The organism is Pseudomonas sp. TWRC1-2 (genome assembly GCF_049896685.1).
Lineage (GTDB): Bacteria > Pseudomonadota > Gammaproteobacteria > Pseudomonadales > Pseudomonadaceae > Aquipseudomonas.
Genome location: NZ_JAFCUU010000018.1, coordinates 1 through 20225, shown reverse-complemented (window position 1 = coordinate 20225; position 20225 = coordinate 1). Strand labels below are relative to the sequence as shown.

The 20225-nt window shown below is 63.1% G+C and carries 18 protein-coding genes and 1 pseudogene; 8 read left to right on the top strand and 11 right to left on the bottom strand.

Annotated elements, in window-relative coordinates:
* Window positions 1–164: 164 nt before the first annotated feature.
* Window positions 165–1073 (bottom strand): LysR family transcriptional regulator, encoded by a 909-nt coding sequence (locus ACP7B3_RS29275; RefSeq protein WP_106580719.1) that lies wholly within the window; start codon window positions 1071–1073, stop codon window positions 165–167.
* 204 nt (window positions 1074–1277) lie between these two features.
* On the opposite strand from ACP7B3_RS29275, the gene ACP7B3_RS29270 reads away from it, so the two are divergent.
* Entirely contained in the window at window positions 1278–1676 is a 399-nt protein-coding gene (locus ACP7B3_RS29270; RefSeq protein ID WP_145163655.1) for a helix-turn-helix domain-containing protein, read from the top strand.
* Between the two features lie 58 nt (window positions 1677–1734).
* The gene (locus ACP7B3_RS29265) at window positions 1735–4497 is read left to right on the top strand and encodes an ATP-binding protein (protein WP_426182854.1); all 2763 of its coding nucleotides are present in this window, start codon (window positions 1735–1737) and stop codon (window positions 4495–4497) included.
* Here ACP7B3_RS29265 and ACP7B3_RS29260 read toward each other — a convergent pair.
* Window positions 4444–5943 (bottom strand): ATP-binding protein, encoded by a 1500-nt coding sequence (locus tag ACP7B3_RS29260; protein WP_426182851.1) that lies wholly within the window; start codon window positions 5941–5943, stop codon window positions 4444–4446. The genes ACP7B3_RS29265 and ACP7B3_RS29260 overlap by 54 nt on opposite strands.
* A gap of 95 nt (window positions 5944–6038) precedes the next feature.
* A complete protein-coding gene (locus ACP7B3_RS29255; protein ID WP_426182848.1) occupies window positions 6039–6989 on the bottom strand; it encodes a GlxA family transcriptional regulator in 951 nt (316 codons plus the stop codon).
* A gap of 180 nt (window positions 6990–7169) precedes the next feature.
* Between ACP7B3_RS29255 and ACP7B3_RS29250 the strand changes: the two genes are divergently transcribed.
* Both ACP7B3_RS29250 and ACP7B3_RS29245 read left to right on the top strand, forming a co-directional pair.
* Window positions 7170–7892: a pirin family protein gene (locus ACP7B3_RS29250; protein ID WP_426182845.1), complete on the top strand. Its 723-nt coding sequence runs from the start codon at window positions 7170–7172 to the stop codon at window positions 7890–7892.
* A gap of 147 nt (window positions 7893–8039) precedes the next feature.
* Complete coding sequence (locus tag ACP7B3_RS29245) at window positions 8040–8504, top strand: hypothetical protein (RefSeq protein ID WP_426182842.1); 465 nt, start codon at window positions 8040–8042, stop codon at window positions 8502–8504.
* Window positions 8505–8566: 62 nt separating this feature from the next.
* Here ACP7B3_RS29245 and ACP7B3_RS29240 read toward each other — a convergent pair whose 3' ends face one another.
* Window positions 8567–9565, bottom strand: coding sequence for a quinone oxidoreductase family protein (locus ACP7B3_RS29240; RefSeq protein ID WP_426182839.1), 999 nt, complete (start codon window positions 9563–9565; stop codon window positions 8567–8569).
* A gap of 102 nt (window positions 9566–9667) precedes the next feature.
* Here ACP7B3_RS29240 and ACP7B3_RS29235 point away from each other — a divergent pair, with 102 nt between their 5' ends.
* A complete protein-coding gene (locus ACP7B3_RS29235; RefSeq protein ID WP_426182836.1) occupies window positions 9668–10531 on the top strand; it encodes a LysR family transcriptional regulator in 864 nt (287 codons plus the stop codon).
* A 465-nt stretch (window positions 10532–10996) separates the two neighbouring features.
* Here the strand turns inward: ACP7B3_RS29235 and ACP7B3_RS29230 are convergent, their stop codons facing one another.
* Both ACP7B3_RS29230 and ACP7B3_RS29225 read right to left on the bottom strand, forming a co-directional pair.
* Window positions 10997–12322, bottom strand: a complete 1326-nt coding sequence (locus tag ACP7B3_RS29230; RefSeq protein ID WP_262207772.1) for an LLM class flavin-dependent oxidoreductase — start codon at window positions 12320–12322, stop codon at window positions 10997–10999.
* A complete protein-coding gene (locus ACP7B3_RS29225; protein ID WP_426182833.1) occupies window positions 12319–13257 on the bottom strand; it encodes an aliphatic sulfonate ABC transporter substrate-binding protein in 939 nt (312 codons plus the stop codon). The genes ACP7B3_RS29230 and ACP7B3_RS29225 overlap by 4 nt, the downstream gene beginning before the upstream one ends.
* A gap of 245 nt (window positions 13258–13502) precedes the next feature.
* Between ACP7B3_RS29225 and ACP7B3_RS29220 the strand changes: the two genes are divergently transcribed.
* The gene (locus ACP7B3_RS29220; RefSeq protein ID WP_242200061.1) at window positions 13503–14447 is read left to right on the top strand and encodes an aliphatic sulfonate ABC transporter substrate-binding protein; all 945 of its coding nucleotides are present in this window, start codon (window positions 13503–13505) and stop codon (window positions 14445–14447) included.
* A 244-nt stretch (window positions 14448–14691) separates the two neighbouring features.
* Window positions 14692–15615: a transaldolase gene (tal, locus tag ACP7B3_RS29215; protein WP_426182830.1), complete on the top strand. Its 924-nt coding sequence runs from the start codon at window positions 14692–14694 to the stop codon at window positions 15613–15615.
* 79 nt (window positions 15616–15694) lie between these two features.
* Here the strand turns inward: tal and ACP7B3_RS29210 are convergent, their stop codons facing one another.
* From ACP7B3_RS29210 to ACP7B3_RS29190, 5 genes and pseudogenes are all read right to left on the bottom strand, one after another.
* Window positions 15695–16054 (bottom strand): lysozyme inhibitor LprI family protein, encoded by a 360-nt coding sequence (locus tag ACP7B3_RS29210; protein WP_426182827.1) that lies wholly within the window; start codon window positions 16052–16054, stop codon window positions 15695–15697.
* A gap of 89 nt (window positions 16055–16143) precedes the next feature.
* Window positions 16144–16269: pseudogene (locus ACP7B3_RS29205) on the bottom strand (aquaporin); the annotation flags it as partial.
* Between the two features lie 109 nt (window positions 16270–16378).
* Window positions 16379–17566 carry a sugar transporter gene (locus ACP7B3_RS29200; protein WP_145163632.1) on the bottom strand — a complete coding sequence of 396 codons (1188 nt, stop codon included), beginning with the start codon at window positions 17564–17566 and terminating at the stop codon, window positions 16379–16381.
* Window positions 17567–17677: 111 nt separating this feature from the next.
* Window positions 17678–18040, bottom strand: a complete 363-nt coding sequence (locus ACP7B3_RS29195) for a type 1 fimbrial protein (RefSeq protein WP_369303444.1) — start codon at window positions 18038–18040, stop codon at window positions 17678–17680.
* Window positions 18041–18126: 86 nt separating this feature from the next.
* The gene (locus ACP7B3_RS29190; RefSeq protein ID WP_262207756.1) at window positions 18127–19125 is read right to left on the bottom strand and encodes a bile acid:sodium symporter family protein; all 999 of its coding nucleotides are present in this window, start codon (window positions 19123–19125) and stop codon (window positions 18127–18129) included.
* An 85-nt stretch (window positions 19126–19210) separates the two neighbouring features.
* Between ACP7B3_RS29190 and ACP7B3_RS29185 the strand changes: the two genes are divergently transcribed.
* A complete protein-coding gene (locus ACP7B3_RS29185) occupies window positions 19211–19999 on the top strand; it encodes an AraC family transcriptional regulator (RefSeq protein WP_145163626.1) in 789 nt (262 codons plus the stop codon).
* Window positions 20000–20225: the final 226 nt, after the last annotated feature.

Here is a 20225-nt window from a genome sequence, read left to right as displayed (position 1 = left end):
CCTAGGCGAGGTGCCGAGTGGTGGGGCAAAGACCTTTTGGTTACTTTTGGGGCGTTTGCCAAAAGTGACCCGCTGTAAGAGCGGAACCGCCAGCCGCCGTTACCGCAGCAACGGATATGTACCCACCCCAGCCCCCCACCTGGTCGGCCCAGAGGCCGCCACGCCTAAACCGCCCGCGACATATGCTCACTGATACGCGACCGCAGCCACCGCTCCGCCGGGTCATTATCATGCACCCCACTCCAAACCATCGACAACTCCGCCGCCTCAATCTCAAACGGCGGATCCTGCGCCCGTAACACCGTCCCCTCAGTCAACGCACAGGCCGCATAATCCGGCACCGTCGCAATAATCCGCGTGCCCGCCAACAACGCCCGCAACCCACTGAACTGCGGCACCGCCAACACCACCCGGCGCGCCCGGCCGATTCGTGCCAGGTCCAGGTCGATATTGCCGCTCAAATCCCCCGAAAACGACACCATCGCATGCGGCCGCTCGCAGTAATCATCCAGGGTCAGCGGCGCCTCCCCGTCATCCCCACGCAGCACCTTGCACGGAATATCCCGCAGCTTCTTGCGCTTGGCATTCGCCGGCAATTCCGTGGTGTAACTCACCCCCACCGAAATCTCCCCACTGGCCAACAACGCCGACATCAACAGGTAGTTGGCCCGACGCACCACCACGATAATCCCCGGCGCCTCCTCACGCAGTTGACTGAGCAACGGCGGAAACAACCCGAACTCCGCATCATCCGACAAACCAATACGAAACACCGCGCAGCTGGTGGAAGGGTCGAAATCCTTGGCGCGGCTGACCGCGCCGGAAATGGTGTCCATGGCCGGTTGCAACTCCTTGAGTATCGCCAGCGCCCGTGGCGTGGGCTCCATGCCCCGCCCATTGCGCAACAGCAGCGGGTCGTCGAACAAATCCCGCAAGCGCCCAAGCGCCGCACTCACCGCCGGTTGGCCCATAAAGAGCTTCTCGGCGACCCGGGTCAGGTTCTTCTCGAACATCAATGCTTCGAAAATCACCAGCAGGTTCATGTCGACGCGGCGCAAGTCGTTGCGGTTCATGGCGGCTTCCAAACGGTTTTCAGGCCGCCAGATAAGCAGATACCGCCATGCGACGATTGCACGCCTGTGCTGTCTTTTCCGCGCCATGACCTGGCGAAATTAACAACGATTAACTCGTCAGCCAGACGGTCCGGCGCCAAAAATGAAGCGGTCTACACTGGATCCATTCACCGGGAACGCTCCCATCGACTACGGATATTTGTCATGGCCCGACTTGAGTACTGTGCTCCGCGCTTCTCCGCGACCGGCGGCCTATGCCCCCGACGCGAGCGCATTGCCAAACAACTGATCCTTGCCAACCTCGGTGAAAGCCTGGCAATTGCCGACCTGGCGCAGGCGTGCGCGCTGTCGCGCAGCCACTTCTCCCGCGCCTTCAAGTGCACCACCGGGCTGTCGCCGCAGGAGTGGATTCGCCAACAGCGTATCCAGCGGGCCAAGGAACTGATCACCGGCTCTTCCTTGAGCCTCACGCAAATCAGCCTGGAATGCGGGTTTTGCGACCAGGCGCACTTCTGCCATATGTTCACGCGCAGCGAAGGCGTCAACCCGATGACCTGGCGAAACCACCACTTGCGTCACAAGCCGCACGTGATTGCGGCCTAGTGGTCTGTACGCACCTGGAATATGCTGGCCAAACCCTTTTTCCCGAGCATGGGCCACCATGAGTGACCTCAGCGACCAGGCCGTGCATTTCGGCCCCTACCGCATCCACCCGCGCCAACGCCTGGTGCTGGAGGCCGGTCGCCCGTTGCGCCTGGGACGGCGTGCGGTGGAGATTCTGCTGATCCTGCTGGAGCAGGCCGGCAATGTGGTGAGCAAGCAGGAACTGATCGCGCGTGTCTGGCCGAAAACAGTGGTGGAAGACGGCAACCTGCGGGTGCACATGGCGGCGTTGCGCAAGGCACTCGGCGACGGCCAGGCCGGCCAGCGCTACATCGTCACCGTGGCCCAGCGCGGCTACAGTTTTGTTGCGCCACTGAGCATCGAACCGATGACGATTCCTGCCGACGGCCCGCCCCACAGCCAGGGCCATAACCTGCCACTGCGGCGCACGCGCATGATCGGTCGCCAGGCGCTGATCGATGCGCTGGTGCAGCAACTGCCGCAGCAACGCTTTATCACCCTGACCGGCGCAGGCGGCATTGGCAAGACCACGGTGGCGCTGCGGGTGGCCGAATTACTGATCGGGCATTACCGCGACGGCATTCGTCTGCTGGACCTGGCACCGCTGAGCGCGCCGTCGATGATCCTGCCCAACCTCGCCGCGCTGCTCGACCTCACGCCCCAAGCACATGAGCCGCTGCTGACCTTCGCCCGCAGCCTGCACGCGCGTCAGCTGTTGCTGGTGATCGACAATTGCGAACACTTGCTCGACGACATCGCCCTGATCAGCGAAACCCTGCTGCGCCATGCGCCCCACGTGCACATCCTGGCCACCAGCCGCGAAGCGCTGCGGGCCGAAGGCGAACACGTGCAGCGCCTCGAACCGCTGGCCTGCCCGCCCGCCACCGGCAACCGTGCCCAGGCCCTCGGCTACCCGGCGTTGCAGTTGCTGATCGAACGCGCCATGTCTCATCAAGACCGTTTTGAACTCAGCGAAGCGCAACTGCCGCTGGCCATTGATATCTGCCAGCGCCTGGACGGCATTCCCCTGGCGATCGAATTGGTGGCGGCGCAGATCCAGCGCTTCGGCCTGCCGGGGCTGCTGGTGCAAATGGAAGACAACTTTCGCCTGCTGGTGCGTGGCCGGCGCTGCGCCCTGCCCCGCCAGCAAACCCTGCGCGCCACGCTGGACTGGAGTTTCGAGCTGCTGACGGCCTGCGAGCAGATTTGCCTGCGGCGCCTGGCCGTGTTTCGTGGCGGGTTCAGCCTGGCCAGCGCAGCGGCGGTGATCGCCGGGGAGCGCATCGCGCCGAACGAGGTGCTGGGCTCGATCACCCAGTTGGTGGCCAAGTCGCTGCTCAACGTCGAGGCTGGCGATGACGACGTGGTCTATCGCCTGCTCGACATCACCCGCACCTACGCGCTGGAAAAACTCAGCGTGGCCGCGGAGCTTGAGGCCACCCGTGAGCGCCACGCGGCGCGCTGCATGGCGCTGATGGAACAGGCCCGGGAGGACTGGGAACTGATCGCGACCCAGGTGTGGATCAGCCGCTATGCCCCGCTGCGCGAAGACATTCGCGCCGCCCTCGATTGGTGCCTGGGCGAGGTGGGTGCGCACCTGTTGGGTATTCGCCTTACGGTGAGTGCGATGCCGTTGTGGCAGGAACTGTCGCTGCTGCACGAGCACGGGCTGTACGTGGGCAAGGCCCTGGCGCGGCTGGCGCAGTCAACCGCGCCGAGCCAGCGCCTGCAGATGGAATTGCAACTGGCACTGGGCAGTTTCTCCTACCACGCCCAGGGCAGCACGCCACAGACCATTCAAGCCTTTGCCGGCGCGCTGCGCCTGGCACAAGCGAGCAACGACCTCACCGGCCAGCTACGGGCGGTGTCGGGCCATATGGCGGTCAATTTGTGCAGCGGCAACTACCGTGAGGCGTTGGCACAGAGCCTGCACTTCGATCAGCTCGGCCCACAATCCGAGCCATTGCTGGACCTCAGCGCCCAGCGCCTGCGAGTACTGGCGCAACACTTTGCCGGCAACCAGGGACTGGCGCTGCACAACGCCGAACAAGTGATCCAGCGCATGGCCCACAGCGGCCATCTGAATCGGTTTACCCATGGCTTTGGCGTGCAATACGACCAGAGTGTGGCGTCGTTGACGATGCTTGCGCGCATCCTGTGGCTGCGCGGTTTTGCAGAGCGTGCCTGGCGGACCGCCAACCAGGCGCTGGAGCTGGCGCTGCAGATCAACCACGGCACCTCGATCTGCTACACGCTGGCCCTGGCCGGCGTGGTGATTGCCCGCTACAACGGCGATAGCGCCGCGGCGCGCTCGTTGCTTGACCTGTTGCTGCGACAGGCACAAAAACACTCGGTGCAGTTGTTTCATACCTGGGCGCAGCACTACGCGGGCACGGCGCCGCAGGCGGATTTGCAAGGGCTGGGCCTGGTCCGGGACACGCTGGTGACGTTCAACGCCATCGACGTAGATGATGAAGTGTTCGAGCGCGCCAGAAGTGGCGCGGCGGGTTGGTGCAGCGCCGAGATTCTGCGCGTGCGGGCCGAGTCGTTACCCGACCTTCACGCGCGCGAAACGCTGCTGCTGGAGGCGCTGGCCCTGGCGCATCAGCAAGGCGCACTGGCCTGGGAGTTACGCAGCGCAATGTCGCTGGCAAGCCTATGGCAACGCCAAGGACGGCGGCAGGCGGCGCGCGACCTGTTGAACGCTCTCTACACGCAATTCAACGAAGGCTTTGCCACCCATGACCTAGTCTGTGTACGCCGCCTGCTCGACGAGTTGCAGGACAAACGGCCGGCCTGAACTGCAGCCCAGATAATGCCCATAGCCCTTTTGCAAGTGCGCGACTTGCGCAGGGTCGCGCAGTAGCGCCAGGGCGTAGCTGCGCACGCTGTTGAGCAGGCGGTAACGCGCAGGGCCGGGGCCCGGTTCCACCGCCAGCATCGAGGTGACCGCCAGACGCGACAGCAGGTAGGACAGGTCGGCGTGTTCCAGCTCGGTGCCTGCCACCAGCTCGCTCAAGCGCGGCAAGGTCACGGCCATTTTGAACAGCGCCAACTGCAGGAACAGCCAACGCTGCGGCAGGCTCAGGCGCTGATACGACCAGTCGAGCGCCGCGATCAGGGATTGGTGCCGTTCCACTGCCGTGCGCCTGCCGCGCGTCAACACCTGCAGGCCTTTTTGCAATTGCTCGTGCACTCCCCGTATGCCCAGGGCATCGACCTGGGCCGCCGCCAGTTCCAGGGCCAGGGGAATACCGTCGAGGCGCCGGCAGATGTCGCGCAGTGGCGCCAAATCCTGGGCACGCAGCACAAAGCCCTGCTGACCGGCACGCACCCGTGCGACAAATAACTGGACCGCCGCAGCGGCCATCGCCTGTTCGACACCGCGCCAGGCCGAAGGCATCGGCAGCGCCAGCCTGGGCACGTGTTGCACCCATTCGCCGGGCACCTGCAAGGCTTCACGACTGGTCAACACCACCGTCACCTGCGGCGCATGTGCCTGCAGCGTACGCACCAGGTGGCGGCAGGCGCCGAGCAACACATCGGCGCCGTCGAGTACCAGTAATAGCTGGCGCAGCGCCAACTGCTCGGCCAGTGCGTTGGCGCTGCCAAAGGGTTGCAGGTTCAGCGTGGCGGCCAGATGAGGCAGCATGTGGGTTGGCCCCTGCACCGCTGCCAGATCCACCCAGCACACGCCGTCGCGATAACGCGGCAACACGCGTTCAGCCAGGGCCAGGGCCACGGTGCTTTTGCCCACGCCGGCGCAGCCGGTGAGCATGATCAGCCGTTGGCTGTACAAGCGCCGCACCAATGTGCCCAACAGCTCATCACGGCCCAGTATCGGGCTGAGTCGCACGGCCAGATTGTGCCAGGGCAGCGCCGACGCGGCGCTGGCCGGCGCAACAAAGCAGTAGCCACGCAAGGGTTCATTGAGGATATAGCGCTGCCCGTCCAGCGCACGGCGCAGGGCCGCGATGTGCACGCGCAGGTTGTTCTCTTCCACCACGCTGCGCGGCCAGACCCGTGCAATCAGCGTGTCTTTGCGCACAAATTGCCCAGGCGTCTCCAGCAGTACCGCGAGGATATCCAGCGCACGCCCACCCAGCGGCACCGGCAGGCCTGCCTTGCTGACCAGGCGCTGTTGGCGGTGAAAGGTGTAGGGGCCAAAGCTGACTGCGTGTGGGTTGTGCATGCGGGTCAAAGCGCTGGAACACCCGGCCTTGGGCGTTTGCGCATCCTTTTCCATGGGCCTGTGGCTATCTTGCCAGCTCGCCATGACAGGACAATGCTGGCACGGGGAGCGCCACGGCCAATCAGGTGCGCGAAACAGACATCCTGTCGCTAACTGAACTGTTGTCGGTATTGCGTAGGGTTCAGGCCGAGCTTTTCACTGAACAGAAAACGCATGTGCCGCACGCTGCCAAACCCGGCGCGAAACGCCACGGTCTTGAGTGGCAGGTCGGTGGTTTCCAGTAACTGCCGGGCGCGGTCGATGCGCGCGCCTTGCAGGAACGCCATGGGCGTCATCTGCACCTCCTTGGCAAACAGCCGCGTGAAGTGCCGCGCGCTCATGCCCGCCAACGCGGCCATTGAGTCGATGGTAAAGGGCTGCTCCAGCTGCGCCAGCACCTGGTTCTGCACACGGGTGATCGCCGTTTCCAACGGCGCCACAGCCGCCGTCATCGGGCTGAACTGGGCCTGGCCGCCCTGGCGTTTCATCACCACCAACAACACTTTGGCCACGTCCACCGCCACCTGTTTGCCATGGTCCTGGGCGACGACCGACAGCGCCAGGTCGATACCGGCGGTCACCCCGCCGGAGGTGATCAAGCGGCCATCCTGCAAATAGATACGATCGGTCTCGACGATAGCCTTGGGGAAGCCCTTGATCAGGCGTTCGGTGTAATGCCAGTGGGTGGTCACGCGGTGGCCGTCGAGCAGCCCGGCATGCCCGAGCACAAAGGCGCCAGTGCAGATCGAGCCAAAGCGTCGCGCCCTGGGTGCGGCGGCCTTGAGCCAGGGCAACAGCGCAGGATGGCATTCGTTATAGGCACCGGGGCCGCCCGGCACCAGCAACAGGTCATAGGCGTCGTGAGCCTGCGCCAATAACAGGTCGGGTTGCACCTGCACACCATTGGAGGCGCGCAGCAGGCCAGGTTCGGTGCCAATGGTCAGGATCTGATAGTGAGCGTTCGCCGGCAGGTAGCGATTGGCGATGGAAAACACTTCGAGTGGGCTGGCCATATCGAGCAGCAAAAAGTCCGGAAACAGCGCCATGGCCACGGTTTTCATGCAGAGAAAGCCCATCGAGAAGGAAGTCGAGGCGACATTATGGCATGCCTTTTACTGTCAACTTCATAGAGACAGTTATTCAGATTTCAGCTTATTAATGAATTCCACGCTAACCATTAACCTTGTTCTCAACGCAAGAGCCCTGCATGACGCAGCCCGCTCTCACTTGAGGACAAGACCATGCTGACCCTTCGCAAAGCTTCGGACCGCGGCGCCGCCAATCACGGTTGGTTGAAGTCGTTTCACACCTTCTCGTTCGCCAATTACTGGAACCCGGCCGAGCAGGGTTTTTCTGACCTGCTGGTGATCAACGATGACCGCGTCGCCGCCGGCAAAGGCTTCGGCCAGCACCCGCACCGCGACATGGAGATTTTCTCCTATGTGCTCGAAGGCGCCCTGGAACACAAGGACACCCTGGGCACCGGCTCGGTAATTCGCCCTGGCGATGTGCAGTTGATGAGCGCCGGCAGCGGCGTGGCGCACAGTGAGTTCAACCATAGCCAACGCCAGGGCGTGCACTTCCTGCAGATCTGGATCGTGCCGAATGTGGTCGGCGCCGAGCCGCGCTATCAACAGGAACATTTCAGCGAGGCGCAGAAACGTGGGCGCTTGCAATTGATCATCTCGCCGGAAGGTGCCGAGGGTTCGCTGAATGTGCGCCAGGATGCGCGAGTGTATGCCGGGCTGTTCGACGGCGACGAAGCTGCGACGCTGGACGTGCCGCCGGATCGCCATGTGTACATCCACGTGGCCCGAGGCAGTGTTGAAGTCAACGGCCAGCGCTTGCAGGAAGGCGACGGCGCCCGCGTGCGGGATGAACGGCAGATCAGCCTGAGCCACGGCGAGGATGCCGAGGTACTGGTGTTCGACCTGCGCCCTCAGGAACGGCCGCAGATGCCTTGACCGTCACCGCGATGACCCGCCCCAAAACGGGTCATCGCTGGCATCGATAGTCACCATCAGCTCAATGAAGTTCTCTTAAAAAAACCAACGCGTAACATCAAACCCATGCCAAACGGCACCCAACTAGAACACTCGGAGCACACCACCATGAAACGCCAACTCTTGCTTAGCCTCGCTTTCTCGGTACTCGCTGCAAACGCTTTTGCTCACCCGGTTGTCGCTGAAGGCGGCGCGGATCGCCTGCAAGGTAACTCCGTAGCCGAAGGCGGTTCTGATCGTCTGCTGGACCGTCGTGTTGCTGAAGGCGGTGCGGATCGCTTGCAGGAACGTGGTCTGGCTGAAGGCGGTGCGGATCGTCTGCAGGAACGTGGCCTGGCTGAAGGCGGTGCGGATCGTCTGCAGGAACGTGGCCTGGCTGAAGGCGGTGCGGATCGCTTGCAGGAACGTGGCCTGGCTGAAGGCGGTGCGGATCGCTTGCAGGAACGTGGCCTGGCTGAAAGCGGTGCGGATCGTCTGCAGGAACGTGGCCTGGCCGAAGGCGGTGCGGATCGTTTGCAGGAACGTGGCCTGGCTGAAGGCGGTGCGGATCGTCTGCAAGGCAACAACGCCTAACCCCGCACTGTTTGCGGGGCACCCCAAACCGGCCTGATCAGCCGGTTTTTTTTCGCCTGCGGTTAACGCAGGTCGCGGTCCACCCACAGTACCGCCTTGCCGATCTGCTGCCGCGCCTCGATACGGGCATGAACGTGCTGCACCGTCTCCAGGCTGTAATGCCCTTCAATGTCCACCGTCAGCGTGCCTTCCAGCATCGCCGCGAACACAGCGTTGGCACGCCGTTGCACGGTCGCGCCATCGGCCATGTGGTCAGCCAGCCGTGGGCGCGTCAAGAACAACGAGCCCGCCTCCCCCAGCTCCATCGGGTCCAGGTCTGTCAGCGAGCCCGAGACATTGCCGTAGTTGACGATCAAACCGCGCGTGCGACAGGCGCGAAAACTCTCACGCAAGGTGTTTTTGCCGACGCAATCAAACACCACATCCACCCCTCGCCCGCCCGTGGCTTGCAGTACCTGATCGGCAAATCGCTCATAGGTCCAGGCTTGATGGGCGCCCTGCTGCAAGGCAATCGAACATTTCTCGACGGTGCTGGCGGTGGTCAATACCGTTGCCCCCAACCGACGCGCCATCTGCACCAGCAATTGGCCGATGCTGCCGGACGCGGCATGAACCAGGCAGGTACTGCCCGCCTGCAAACGGGCCACATCGTCAATCAGGTAGTGCGCGGTGCAGCCCTGAAACATCGCCGCAGCGGCCTGATCGAAGCCGATTGCGTTCGGGATCTGCGCAATTTTCTCGACAGGCACATTCGCATACTCGGCATACGCGCCCCAGGCGATGCACCAGGCCACGCGGTCGCCCACAGCCAGATGGCTGACGCCCGGACCGCCTTCGACCACCACACCGGCGCCTTCCATGCCCAAAGCGCACGGCAGGCGCACCGGGTACGTCGAAGAGTGTGCGTATTTGCCCTGGCGGGTATGAATGTCCATGAAATTGATCCCGGCGCAGGCCACCTTGACCAGCACATGCCCCGGCGTGACCTGGGGTTTTTCAACGTCGTGGCGCAATTGGGCGACTTCGGGACCGCCGTAGGCTTGCAGGGTGATGGCTTTCATCGGGAAACAACTCCGTTTGCACTGGGGAGCGGCCATGGTAAAAGGACACGCTCGGTAGGAATATTCCCCAACCCTTCCCAGCCTCTGTGCGGAAATAACCCGATGTTCGATTGGCAGGATCTGTATTACTTCACCGTTCTGGCCCGCACCCAGTCGCTGTCGGCGGCCGCCCGCGAGTTGCAGGTGGAACACGCCACCGTCGGGCGCCGCGTCGATGCGCTGGAAAAAGCCCTCGGCGTAAAACTGGTAGACCGCCTGCCACGCAGCCGGCCACTCACGGCTCAGGGCCTGGCGCTGGCCGAGCTGGCCGCGGGCATGGGCGAGATGGCCACCGACGTGCTGCGCCTGTCGCGGGTAGCGTCCATCGAACTGGCCGGGACTGTGCGAGTCAGTTGCCCGCCGTCCATCGCCAACCACTGCATCGCGCCTCACATAGCGCGGTTGCGGGCCCAGTACCCCCAGCTGAATCTGGTGCTGATACCGTCCACTCAACTGGCTGCGCTCGACAAGGGCGAGGCCGATATCGCCCTGCGCACGGTGCGCCCCGACGAAGAGGCGCTGGTGCGCCGCAAGGTCGGCGTGGTGCGCTTCGGTCTTTATGGCGCGCCCGCGTTCACGCAGCTGCCTGCTGCCCAATGGACCTTCATCGCCTACGACAGCAGCCGTGATCACCTGCCGCAACAGGCGTGGCTGCACCAACTGCGCGGCCAACGCCCGATCGTGTTTGCCGCCAGCGAGTTGATCACCCAACAGACGGCCGCGCGCGCGCACGTCGGCGCAGTGGTGTTGCCAACGTTGGTGGGCGACCACGATCCGCTGCTAGCCAGGTTGCCGACGCCCAGCGACGGGCCGGTCCGCGATATCTGGCTGACGGTGTACCCGGATATGCGCCGCTCGCCGTCGGTAAAGGTGGTGATGGAGTTTCTGGTGGCATGCATCGAAGGTGAAGCGCAGCTGCGGCGTTGAGTCAGCCGCCAGTGGCGTTGACTCCAGCATCTGCTTGGCGCGTTCCAGGCGCAGGGTTTGCACATAGCTCTGTGCATCAGATAGATGGGTGTCGGTTGTACTCGGTCAGAGGTGGGAGCGGGCTTGCTCGCGAAGGCGGTGTGCCAGTGATACATGAGCTGGCTGACCCACCGCATTCGCGGGCAAGCCCGCTCCCACATTTGGATCTCTATGCATCAGATAGATGGGTGTCGGTTGTACTCGGTCAGAGGAGGGAGCGGGCTTGTTGTGGCGAGCGGGCTTGCCCCGCGTTGGGGCGCGAAGCGCCCCCAGAACCTGACACCGCCGTCTACCAGTCAGCGCGCGGTGGCCTTGATGGGGGCCGCTTCGCAGCCCAACGCGGGGCAAGCCCGCTCGCCACAACAAGCCCGCTCGCCACAACAAGCCCGCTCGCCACGACAGCCCGGCTCTTCTCAGGAGGCGGTTTCAGGTCGCCAGATCAGCCAGCCCCAGGTGCTCGCGCAGCGTCGAGCCTTCATAGGCGGTACGAAACAACCCCTTGCGCTGCAAGTGCGGAATCACGCTCTCGACAAACTCAGTGAACGAACCCGGCAGGTAACCCGGTGAGATCACAAACCCGTCGCAGCCGCCTTGCTCGAACAGCTCCGCTAATTGGTCGGCGATCTGCGCGCCAGTGCCCACCAGTTGCGGCACGCGCACGCTGCTGGCGAAGATGCGGCCAAGTTGCTCAAGGGTGATTTCAGGCCCTTGCATCAACAGCTTTTCCGCCGCAGCGGCAGGGATCAGTGGCGACCGGGCGACCTCGGCCAGGGTGGCCGTCAGCGGGAACGGCGACAGGTCCACATTGAGCTGCGAAGCAAGTGTCACCAGCCCCAGCTCGGGGCGCGCCAGGGCGTTGTGCCGATCGCGTTTGGCGCGGGCTTCGGCCTCGCTGCCGCCAATAAACGGCATCACCGCGGTCAACACCTTGCAGCTGTCGGCGTCGCGGCCTTGCTGCACCACTTGGGCACGCACGTCATCGCGAAAGGCGCGCATCGCGTTCAAATGCGGGTGAATGGTGAAAATCGCCTCGGCCCAGCGCGCGCCAAACCGCCGACCGCGCCCGGACGAACCGGCCTGAATCAATACCGGACGGCCCTGGGGCGTGCGCGGGATATTCAGCGGGCCCTCGACCTTGAACCACTCGCCCTGATGCTGCACCGACGTGATCAAGGCCGGGTCGGCGAGCACGCCATGTTCGCGGTCCAGCTTGAGGGCGTCCTTGCCCCAACTGTTCCAGAGCTTCAATGCGACTTCGACAAACTCATCGGCGCGGTCGTAGCGCAGGTCGTGTTCCAGGTGCTTGTCCTTGCCGAACAGGCGCCCTTCGCTGTCGTTCATCGACGTGACGATATTCCACGCCGCGCGGCCCTTGGACAGGTGGTCGAGGGTGGCAAATTCGCGCGCGATGTGCGCCGGTTCGTAATAGGTGGTGGAGCGCGTCGCGCCCAGGCCCAGCTTGCGGGTCTGGCCTATCAGGTAGGAGAGAATCGGCAACGGGTCCAGGCGCGTGGCGTCCTGGGCGCCGTAGCGCAAGGCAAACTCGCGCGAGCCGCCCATCTGGTCGCCCACGGCCAGGCGGTCGGCGAAGAACAGGAAGTCGAACAGGCCCTCCTCCACCACCTTGGCGATGCGCGAGTAGTAGTCGGGGTCGAGGTAATTGCCGAGCGTTTCGGGGTGGCGCCACACGGCGTGGCTGTGCACCACCGGCCCACTCAGGAGGAAGGCTGACAAATGGATCTGGCGGCTCATGGTTTGGGGGTCCACACGGTGATATCAGCGACGTTCAGCGGCTTGGGAATCAGCTTGGCGGCGTAGTAGGCGTCGGCGATGCGTTGCTGTTCGGCAAGGTTTTGCACCTTGACCGGGATGATGTCGTAGCTGCGTCGGCTATTGGCGCGCTCCACCGTGGCCGGTGGGATGTTGCCCCACAGCGGCGCAAGGATGTCAGCGGCTTGCCTGGGATGGGCTTTGACCCATTGGCCGGTTTCGCGCAGGGTATCGAAGGTGACTTGCAACACATCCGGGTGCGCGTTGGCAAATTGTGTGGTCGCCAGGTAGAAGCGGTTGTAGTTGGCCAGGCCGTCGTTGCCATCGGCGATCACACGCACGTGATGCTCAAGCTGCTGGGTGGCGAAGAACGGGTCCCAGATCACCCAGGCATCCACGCTGCCATTTGAAAACGCCGCGCCACCGTCGGGTGCCTCAAGGTAACGCGGGGTGATATCGGCCAGCGTCAGGCCGGCGTTGTGCAGCGCCGAGATCAGCAGAAAGTTGCTGCCCGAGCCCTTGGACACGGCGACGGTCTTGCCCTTGAGGTCGGCGATGCGGTGGATCGGGGATGCGTCCTGGACAATGATCGCCTGGGCGCCGGGCGACGAGTTTTCCTGGGCGTAATACGTCAGCGGCGCATCGGCGGCCTGGGTGAACAGCGCAAAGGCGTCAGCCACGTCCGCGTGCAAATCGACACTGCCGGCGTTCAAGGAGCTGAGCAGGCCGGTGCTGAATTCATGCCAATTGACGGTGAACCCCAAGGGCTTGAGGCGCTGTTCGAGCTGGCCATTTTGCTTGAGCAGGATCCACAGCGTCGACGAGCGCTGGTAGCTGATGTCCAGGGTCTGCTCGGCGTGGGCCGCCGCTGCGGCAAACAGCAGGCTGGCGGCGAGAATGAGTTGTTTCAACGTCATGGAAGGCCTTGGCATAGGTGAGTTGAAGGAAGCTGCTTATGCAAAAAGACCACATAAGACCTGGCAGACAAGCGAAATCGATTATATTAACGACGGGCAATTATGAAAGAACCCTATAATTCTATGGTTATGCCCAATTCGTCGGAACGCGTGAAAAGCGCCCTAAGCTCAGACCGAAAGAGTATTTATCGAATGCTTTTTAGAACTTTAAGCTTGGCCTTATTTCGCTGAAGATCGAGCGCGCCATGTCTATTCGTCGTCCCCTCGCCGTTGTCCTCGGGCTATTGGCTTTTTCGGTTGCGGTGAGCGCCGAGGCTCAGGAAACCGTGCGCATCGGTTACCAGAAATCCTCGACCCTGATCACCCTGCTGAAAACCCAGGGCACGCTTGAAAAAGCCCTCAAGGCCGACAACATCGACGTGAGCTGGCATGAATTCCCCAGCGGCCTGCCGCTGCTCGAAGCATTGAACGTGGGCAACGTGGACATCAGCGCCGACGTGGCTGACACCGTGCCGATCTTCGCTCAGGCCGCCCAGGCCAAACTCACCTACTTCGCCCAGGAAGCGCCCTCGCCCTCAGCCCAGGCCATCGTGGTGCGCAAGGACTCGCCGATCCAGCAGCTGGCAGATTTGAAAGGCAAGAAAATCGCGGTGACCAAGGCCGCCGGCACTCACTACTTGCTCATCGCCGCACTGGCCAAAGCCGGCTTGGCGTTCTCGGATATCGAGCCGGCCTATCTGTCGCCGGCCGATGGTCGCGCGGCCTTTGAGAACAACAAGGTTGACGCCTGGGTCACCTGGGAACCGTTCCTCACCAGCGTGCAGCGTCAACTGCCGACCCGCACCCTGGCCGACGGCGCAGGCCTTGCCAGTTACAAGCGCTATTACCTGACCGGCACGCCTTACGCCAAGGCGCATCCCGAGGTCTTGAAACGGGTGTATGAGCAGTTGGAAAAAGCCGGTCAATGGGTAAAAACTAACCCACAGGACGCGGCGAAAGTACTCGGCCCACTGTGGGGCAACCTGGATGTGGCCACGGTGGAAGCCGCCAACGCGCACCGCAGTTACGAGGTGCAACCGGTCACGGTCGAACAGTTGGGTGAACAGCAGAAGATCGCGGATGCCTTTTTCAAGGCCGGCTTGTTGCCCAAGGCGGTGGATGCGCAGGATGTGCAGACCTGGAAGCCGTGAGAAGTTTCATTTTGACGATGAGGCCCATGTGCGCGCATAGCTGGCGGCCGAACCGTTTACGCATGGAGGGTTGTTCAAACAACTGGATGTGCAGGTTTTCCAGAACCGCTGGCCGCGGAAAGTCGGCTTCCCAGAGGCGTAAAGGCGTGGCGCGCGGGTAAACAAGCCGCCCGGGAAGTGGTACAACGGGTGTCCCGTGCCGCCCAGCGCTGCGCCACATCCCACTTCCTGGAGACCGCCGCTCATGACGTCCAAGCTCGAACAACTCAAGCAATTCACCACCGTGGTCTGCGACACCGGCGACCTGGAAGCCATCAGCCGCTTGCGTCCGGTCGACGCCACCACCAACCCGTCGTTACTGCTTAAAGCCGCCGCCATCCCGGAATACGCCGAGCTGCTGCGCACTGCCGTGAGCCTGTCCAAGGGCGACGTAGGCCTGGCCTGCGATCACTTCGCCGTGTCGGTCGGTGCGGGCATTCTCAAGGTGATTCCCGGGCGCATCTCGACCGAAGTCGACGCGCGGTTGTCCTTTGACGAAGACGCGCTGTGGGCCAAGGCCAACCAGTTGATCGCCCTGTACGACCAGGCCGGTATCGGTCGCGAGCGCGTGCTGATCAAGCTGGCGTCCACCTGGGAAGGCATCCGCACTGCCGAACGCCTGGAAAAAGCCGGCATCCAGACCAACCTCACGCTGCTGTTCTCCTTCGCCCAGGCCGTGGCGTGCGCTGATGCCGGGGTGTTTTTGATCTCGCCATTCGTAGGCCGCATCTACGACTGGTACCGCAAAAGCACCGGCCTGGATTACACCGGTGCCGATGACCCGGGCGTGCAATCGGTTACGCGCATCTACAACTACTACAAGGCCAACGCCATCCCGACCGTGGTCATGGGCGCAAGCTTTCGCACGCTCAGCCAGATCGAGCAACTGGCAGGTTGTGACCGCCTGACCATCAGCCCGGACCTGCTGCACAAACTCGATGAAGACAACGGCACGCTGGAACGCAAACTGGTGCCGGGCGCTGAAGGTGAAGTGCGTCAGCAATTGACCGAAGCGCAGTTCCGCTGGGCGTCGAATGAAGATGCGATGGCAACGGAAAAACTCGCCGAAGGCATCCGGCAGTTCGCGCGCGATCAGGAGAAGTTGGAGGCGGTGCTGGCGGCGTTGTAACAGGACGCTCGACTGCCGTGGCGAGAGAGTCTGCGCCCTCGCCATGGCAATCATTCAAAGGCTGAGTGTTCGCTGTGATTCAGAACGGCCCCTTTGTCATCACCCGCTCATCAATAAACCCGCGCAACATGCCAATGCGTTGCGTGTAGGCGTCACTCAGGCAACTCAGCCGCGCGCCACACGCGCGCCGCTGCTTGAGCCAGTCCGCCTGCCCGTCCATCAATGAGCCGCGCCCGCCCATGGCCATGAAGTGCTTGTTCAGGTCGTAGAGCAACGCCATCGTTACGTCCTGATCATTCAGGCTGCGGTTGGCGCAGATGGCAATTTCGTCAGCGGCCTTGGCCTTGGCGCAATCAAAGCTGGCGGCCTGGCTTGAAAGGCTGAGCATCAGGGTGCAAATACCGGTAAAGAGTGTAGGTTTGAGCAATAGACGTGACATCGGCGGTGGGCTCCAAAAAAAGTGGGCAAACGGCGGCGTTATAGATAGGCCCGCCGCCGGCGAAAAAGTTCTTCGACACCGAGCACCGTTCAGTCGCGGCCACCCAACTTACGGGCGGGCGGCGCACCGAGTAGTGCGCCGACGATCGGCGCCAGCCAGAGCTGCGACAGGTATTCGCTGCGGGCAAACAGCGCCGGGCCGGTGCTGCGGGCCGGTTGACGGATCAATGCACGTTTTTAGATTGATCCACGGCATCCATGTAGGCGACGAGGTGTCTCACGGGTTCAATCCTTTGATTTTTTCAAGTCATCATTGACCAACGCATCAGTTGCTACGCGCCACACCCTGCCCATACCGGTGAATCGCCAGGCAGTAGCCGATCAGCGCCACTGCCGCGAGCAACCCGCCCGCCGCGCCGATCCAGGCGAAACCGAAGTGGCTGCCGACCCAACTGCCCATCAGGGCGCCGCCGCCGATGCCGATGTTGTAGATGCCGGAGAACATCGCCATGGCCACGTCGGTGGCGTCGGGTGCCAGCACCAGCACTTTGGATTGCATGGCCAGGCCAAAGCCCATGATCGCCATGCCCCAGAACACGCTCAGGCCGACGAGGTAGGACTCGGCGCCGCTCAAGGGCAGCATCAGCGCCAGGCACGCAGCAAGCAGGAACACCGCACTGACCACGAACAGGTGCGGGTTGAAACGGTGCACCAGGCTGAACAGCAGCGAGCCGATGATGCCCGCGCCGCCGAACACCAGCAGGAACAGGGTCACCACGTTACCGCTCAGACCGGCGACGCCTTCGACGAAGGGTTCGATGTAGCTGTAGGCGGTGAATTGCGCGGTCACCACCATGGCGGTGAGCACGTACAGCGCCACCAGCGCCGGGCGCTTGAACAGCAACGGCAGGCTGCGCAGCGAGCCGGAGTTCTGGCTCGGCAGCAGCGGCAAGGTGCGCGCCAGCCAGAACACCAGGGCCGCGGCAAAGGCGGCGATCACCAGAAACGTGGTGCGCCAGCCCATCGCTTCGCCGAGCAGGCGGCCCAGCGGAATGCCCAGGACCATCGCCAGTGACGTGCCGGTGGCCAGCAGGCCGAGGGCTTGCACCTGCTTGCCCTCCGGCGCCAGGCGCACGGCCAGGGAGGCGGTGATCGACCAGAACAACGCGTGGGACAAGGCGATGCCGATGCGGCTGACCATCAGCAGGCCGAAGCTGGTGGCGACGCTGGAGAGAATATGGCTGGCGATAAACAAGCCGAACAACACGATCAGCAACTTGCGCCGTTCGACGTTACGCGTCAGCAGCATCACCGGCAACGAAGTCAGCGACACGATCCAGGCATAGATGGTGAGCATCAGGCCGACGCTGGCGATGGGCATGTCGAAGCTGGCGCCGATGGCGCTGAGCAGGCCGACCGGTACGAATTCGGTGGTATTGAACACAAACGCGGCCAAAGCAAGGGCGATGACCGGTTGCCAGTTGGCTTGGGGGGTTGCGGCTGAAATGCTCATTGGCGGGCGAGGTACTCTGGCGATGATCCAACGGCCACGCAGAACAGCGCCGCCGCCGAGCATTCTATAGGTTTCTCGCCGCGCTGTTGGCGCGGATCGTCGCTCTGAGGTTCAGGGCAAGGTCATGGTGATTACATAGTTGCCCGACACAATCGGCGTGCCGGCGCTGTCCACCAGCAGGTAGCGCTGGTCGTAATAACGCCCGGCGCCACTGTCGGCAACCAGCTTCACCCGGGCCGCATCGACGCTGGCCACCGGCGCCAGACTGCGCACCTCGAAGCGGCTGCCGCGGTTAAAACTGGCGCAGCCGGTCAACTCCATCACCGCGCCGCTGCGCGCATTTGTCGCACACCCAGGCTCAACGATTGCGCCGGTGAACTGGATAGTGCCCTGCCCCACGGTCTGTGCCGCACCACAGGCACTGGCCCATAGGCAAAACAGGCCTGCAAACACCGAAATACCTTTAACGCTCATGCCGACACTCCTTATTGGGCTCTTACCCAGGAAGTCGTCTGGCCGGGCGTTAACTTGAGGTGATTCGGCCTAGGGTGTGATCTGGATCACGGATCCACCTGCCCCATCATCTCGGGGATGCTTTCCGGCCGCTTGGCGTAGCGCTGCGCCAGCGCCGCGCACACCATCAACTGGATCTGGTGAAACAGCATCAGCGGCAGAATCAACACGCCCATGGTCGCGCCGGCGAACAGCACTTGCGCCATCGGCACGCCAGTGGCGAGGCTTTTCTTCGAGCCGCAGAACAAGATGGTGATGCGGTCTTCCTGGTTAAAGCCAAAGGCCTTGCCCAGCACGGTGGACGCCACCAGTACCAGGACCAGCAACACACAGCACGCCACCACCAGGCCGCCCAACTCCCACAGCGGGATCTTGTGCCAGATGCCTTCGTTGACCGCTTCGCTGAACGCGCCGTAAACCACCAGCAGGATCGAGCCCTGATCGACGAACTTCAGCCAGGACTTATTCCGGCCGACCCAATCGCCGATCCAGCGACGAGCGATTTGCCCGGCGATAAACGGCAACAGCAATTGCACGCTGATTTTCAGGATCGCGTCGACGGTGGAGCCCGCGTCGCCGTGCACGTTGAGCAGCAGCGTCACCAGCAGCGGAGTGAGGAAGATGCCGAACAGGCTGGAGGCCGCCGCACTGCAGATCGCCGCCGGAATGTTGCCGCGCGCAAGCGACGTAAAGGCAATCGCCGATTGCACCGTGGCCGGCAAGGCGCACAGGTAGAGCATGCCCATGTACAGGTCTTTGCCGATCAGCGGCGACAGCACCGGCTTGAGCGCCAGGCCGAGCAAGGGGAACAGCACAAAGGTCAGGCTGAACACCAGCAGGTGCAGGCGCCAGTGCCCGGCACCGGCAACGATGGCCTGGCGCGACAGCTTGGCGCCGTGCAGGAAAAACAGCAGCGCAATGGCCAGGTTGGTCACCCAGCCAAAGGCCACGGCGGTCTGGCCGCTGGCGGGCAGCAGGGAAGCGAGAATCACCGTGGCAATCAGGGTCAGGGTGAAGTTGTCAGGCAGAAAACGTGGACGGGTCATAAGCAAATCTTCCAGGGGTTGCCAAGAGCATCGATGCGACTCTAACGTAACGGCTTGTTACCGACTAACGCCAATGAGCCAGTAAATGCCGCCTAAAGGACATGACAAGACCGTCCGCCGCAGTGTGCCCGGGCTTTCCAGCCTGCCGCGGCCCGTGTATGGGCGCACGGAGTCGCTGCCCAATCGCGCGCTGACCCGCCAGCACAGCCACCCCTGGGTGCAGTTGTCCTACGCGATATCCGGGGTGCTGGAGATCCAGACCAGCGTCGGCCGCTTCGTCGCCCCGCCCCAGCGCGCGGTGTGGATCCCGGCGGGCGTGCCGCACCGGGTGTTCAGTTCGCCGCACACGGAAATGCGCAGCCTGTACCTGGATTGCAGTGTTACCGCCTGGGCGGCCGAGCGGTGTCAGGTGTTGGAGGTGAGCAGTTTGTTGCGCGAGTTGATCCGCAGTTTCAGTGAGTTGCCGGTGGAATATGCCGAGGACGGGCCGGATGGGCGTCTGGCCCAGGTGGTGCTCGACCAGTTGGCCGCTGCGCCGCAGGTGGATTTGATGCTGCCTTTGCCCCTGGACCCGCGGTTGCGTCAGGTTTATCGCAGCTTGAACCTGCATCCGGAGCAGCAGACGACCTTGGGGGATTGGGGGCGCAGGCTGGGGGTGAGTGAGAAGACGTTGAGTCGGTTGTTTTTGAGTGATACCGGGCTGACGTTTCGCGCTTGGCGTCAGCGGTTGCGGTTGCTGAGTGCGTTGCCGGCCCTGGAACAGGGGGAGCGGGTTACGGATGTGGCGCTGGGGTGTGGGTATGAATCGACTTCGGCGTTTATTGCGGCGTTTCGGCAGCAGTTTGATGCGACACCTGGGGAGTTTTTTCGGTGATGTTTGGGGTGGGTTATTGGGTACATATCCGTTATTTGGGTGATGGCGGGTATGGGTTCCGCTCTTACAGCGGGTCACTTTTGAAAAGAGCCCAAAAGTAACCAAAAGGCTCTTGCCCCACCACTCGGCACCTCGCCTAGGCTCGGTGTGCCCTCACGCAGGCTTTGGAGCGTGGGCCGCCGCGATGGGCCATCCATGGCCCAACACGGCTAAACCGGCGTCCTGC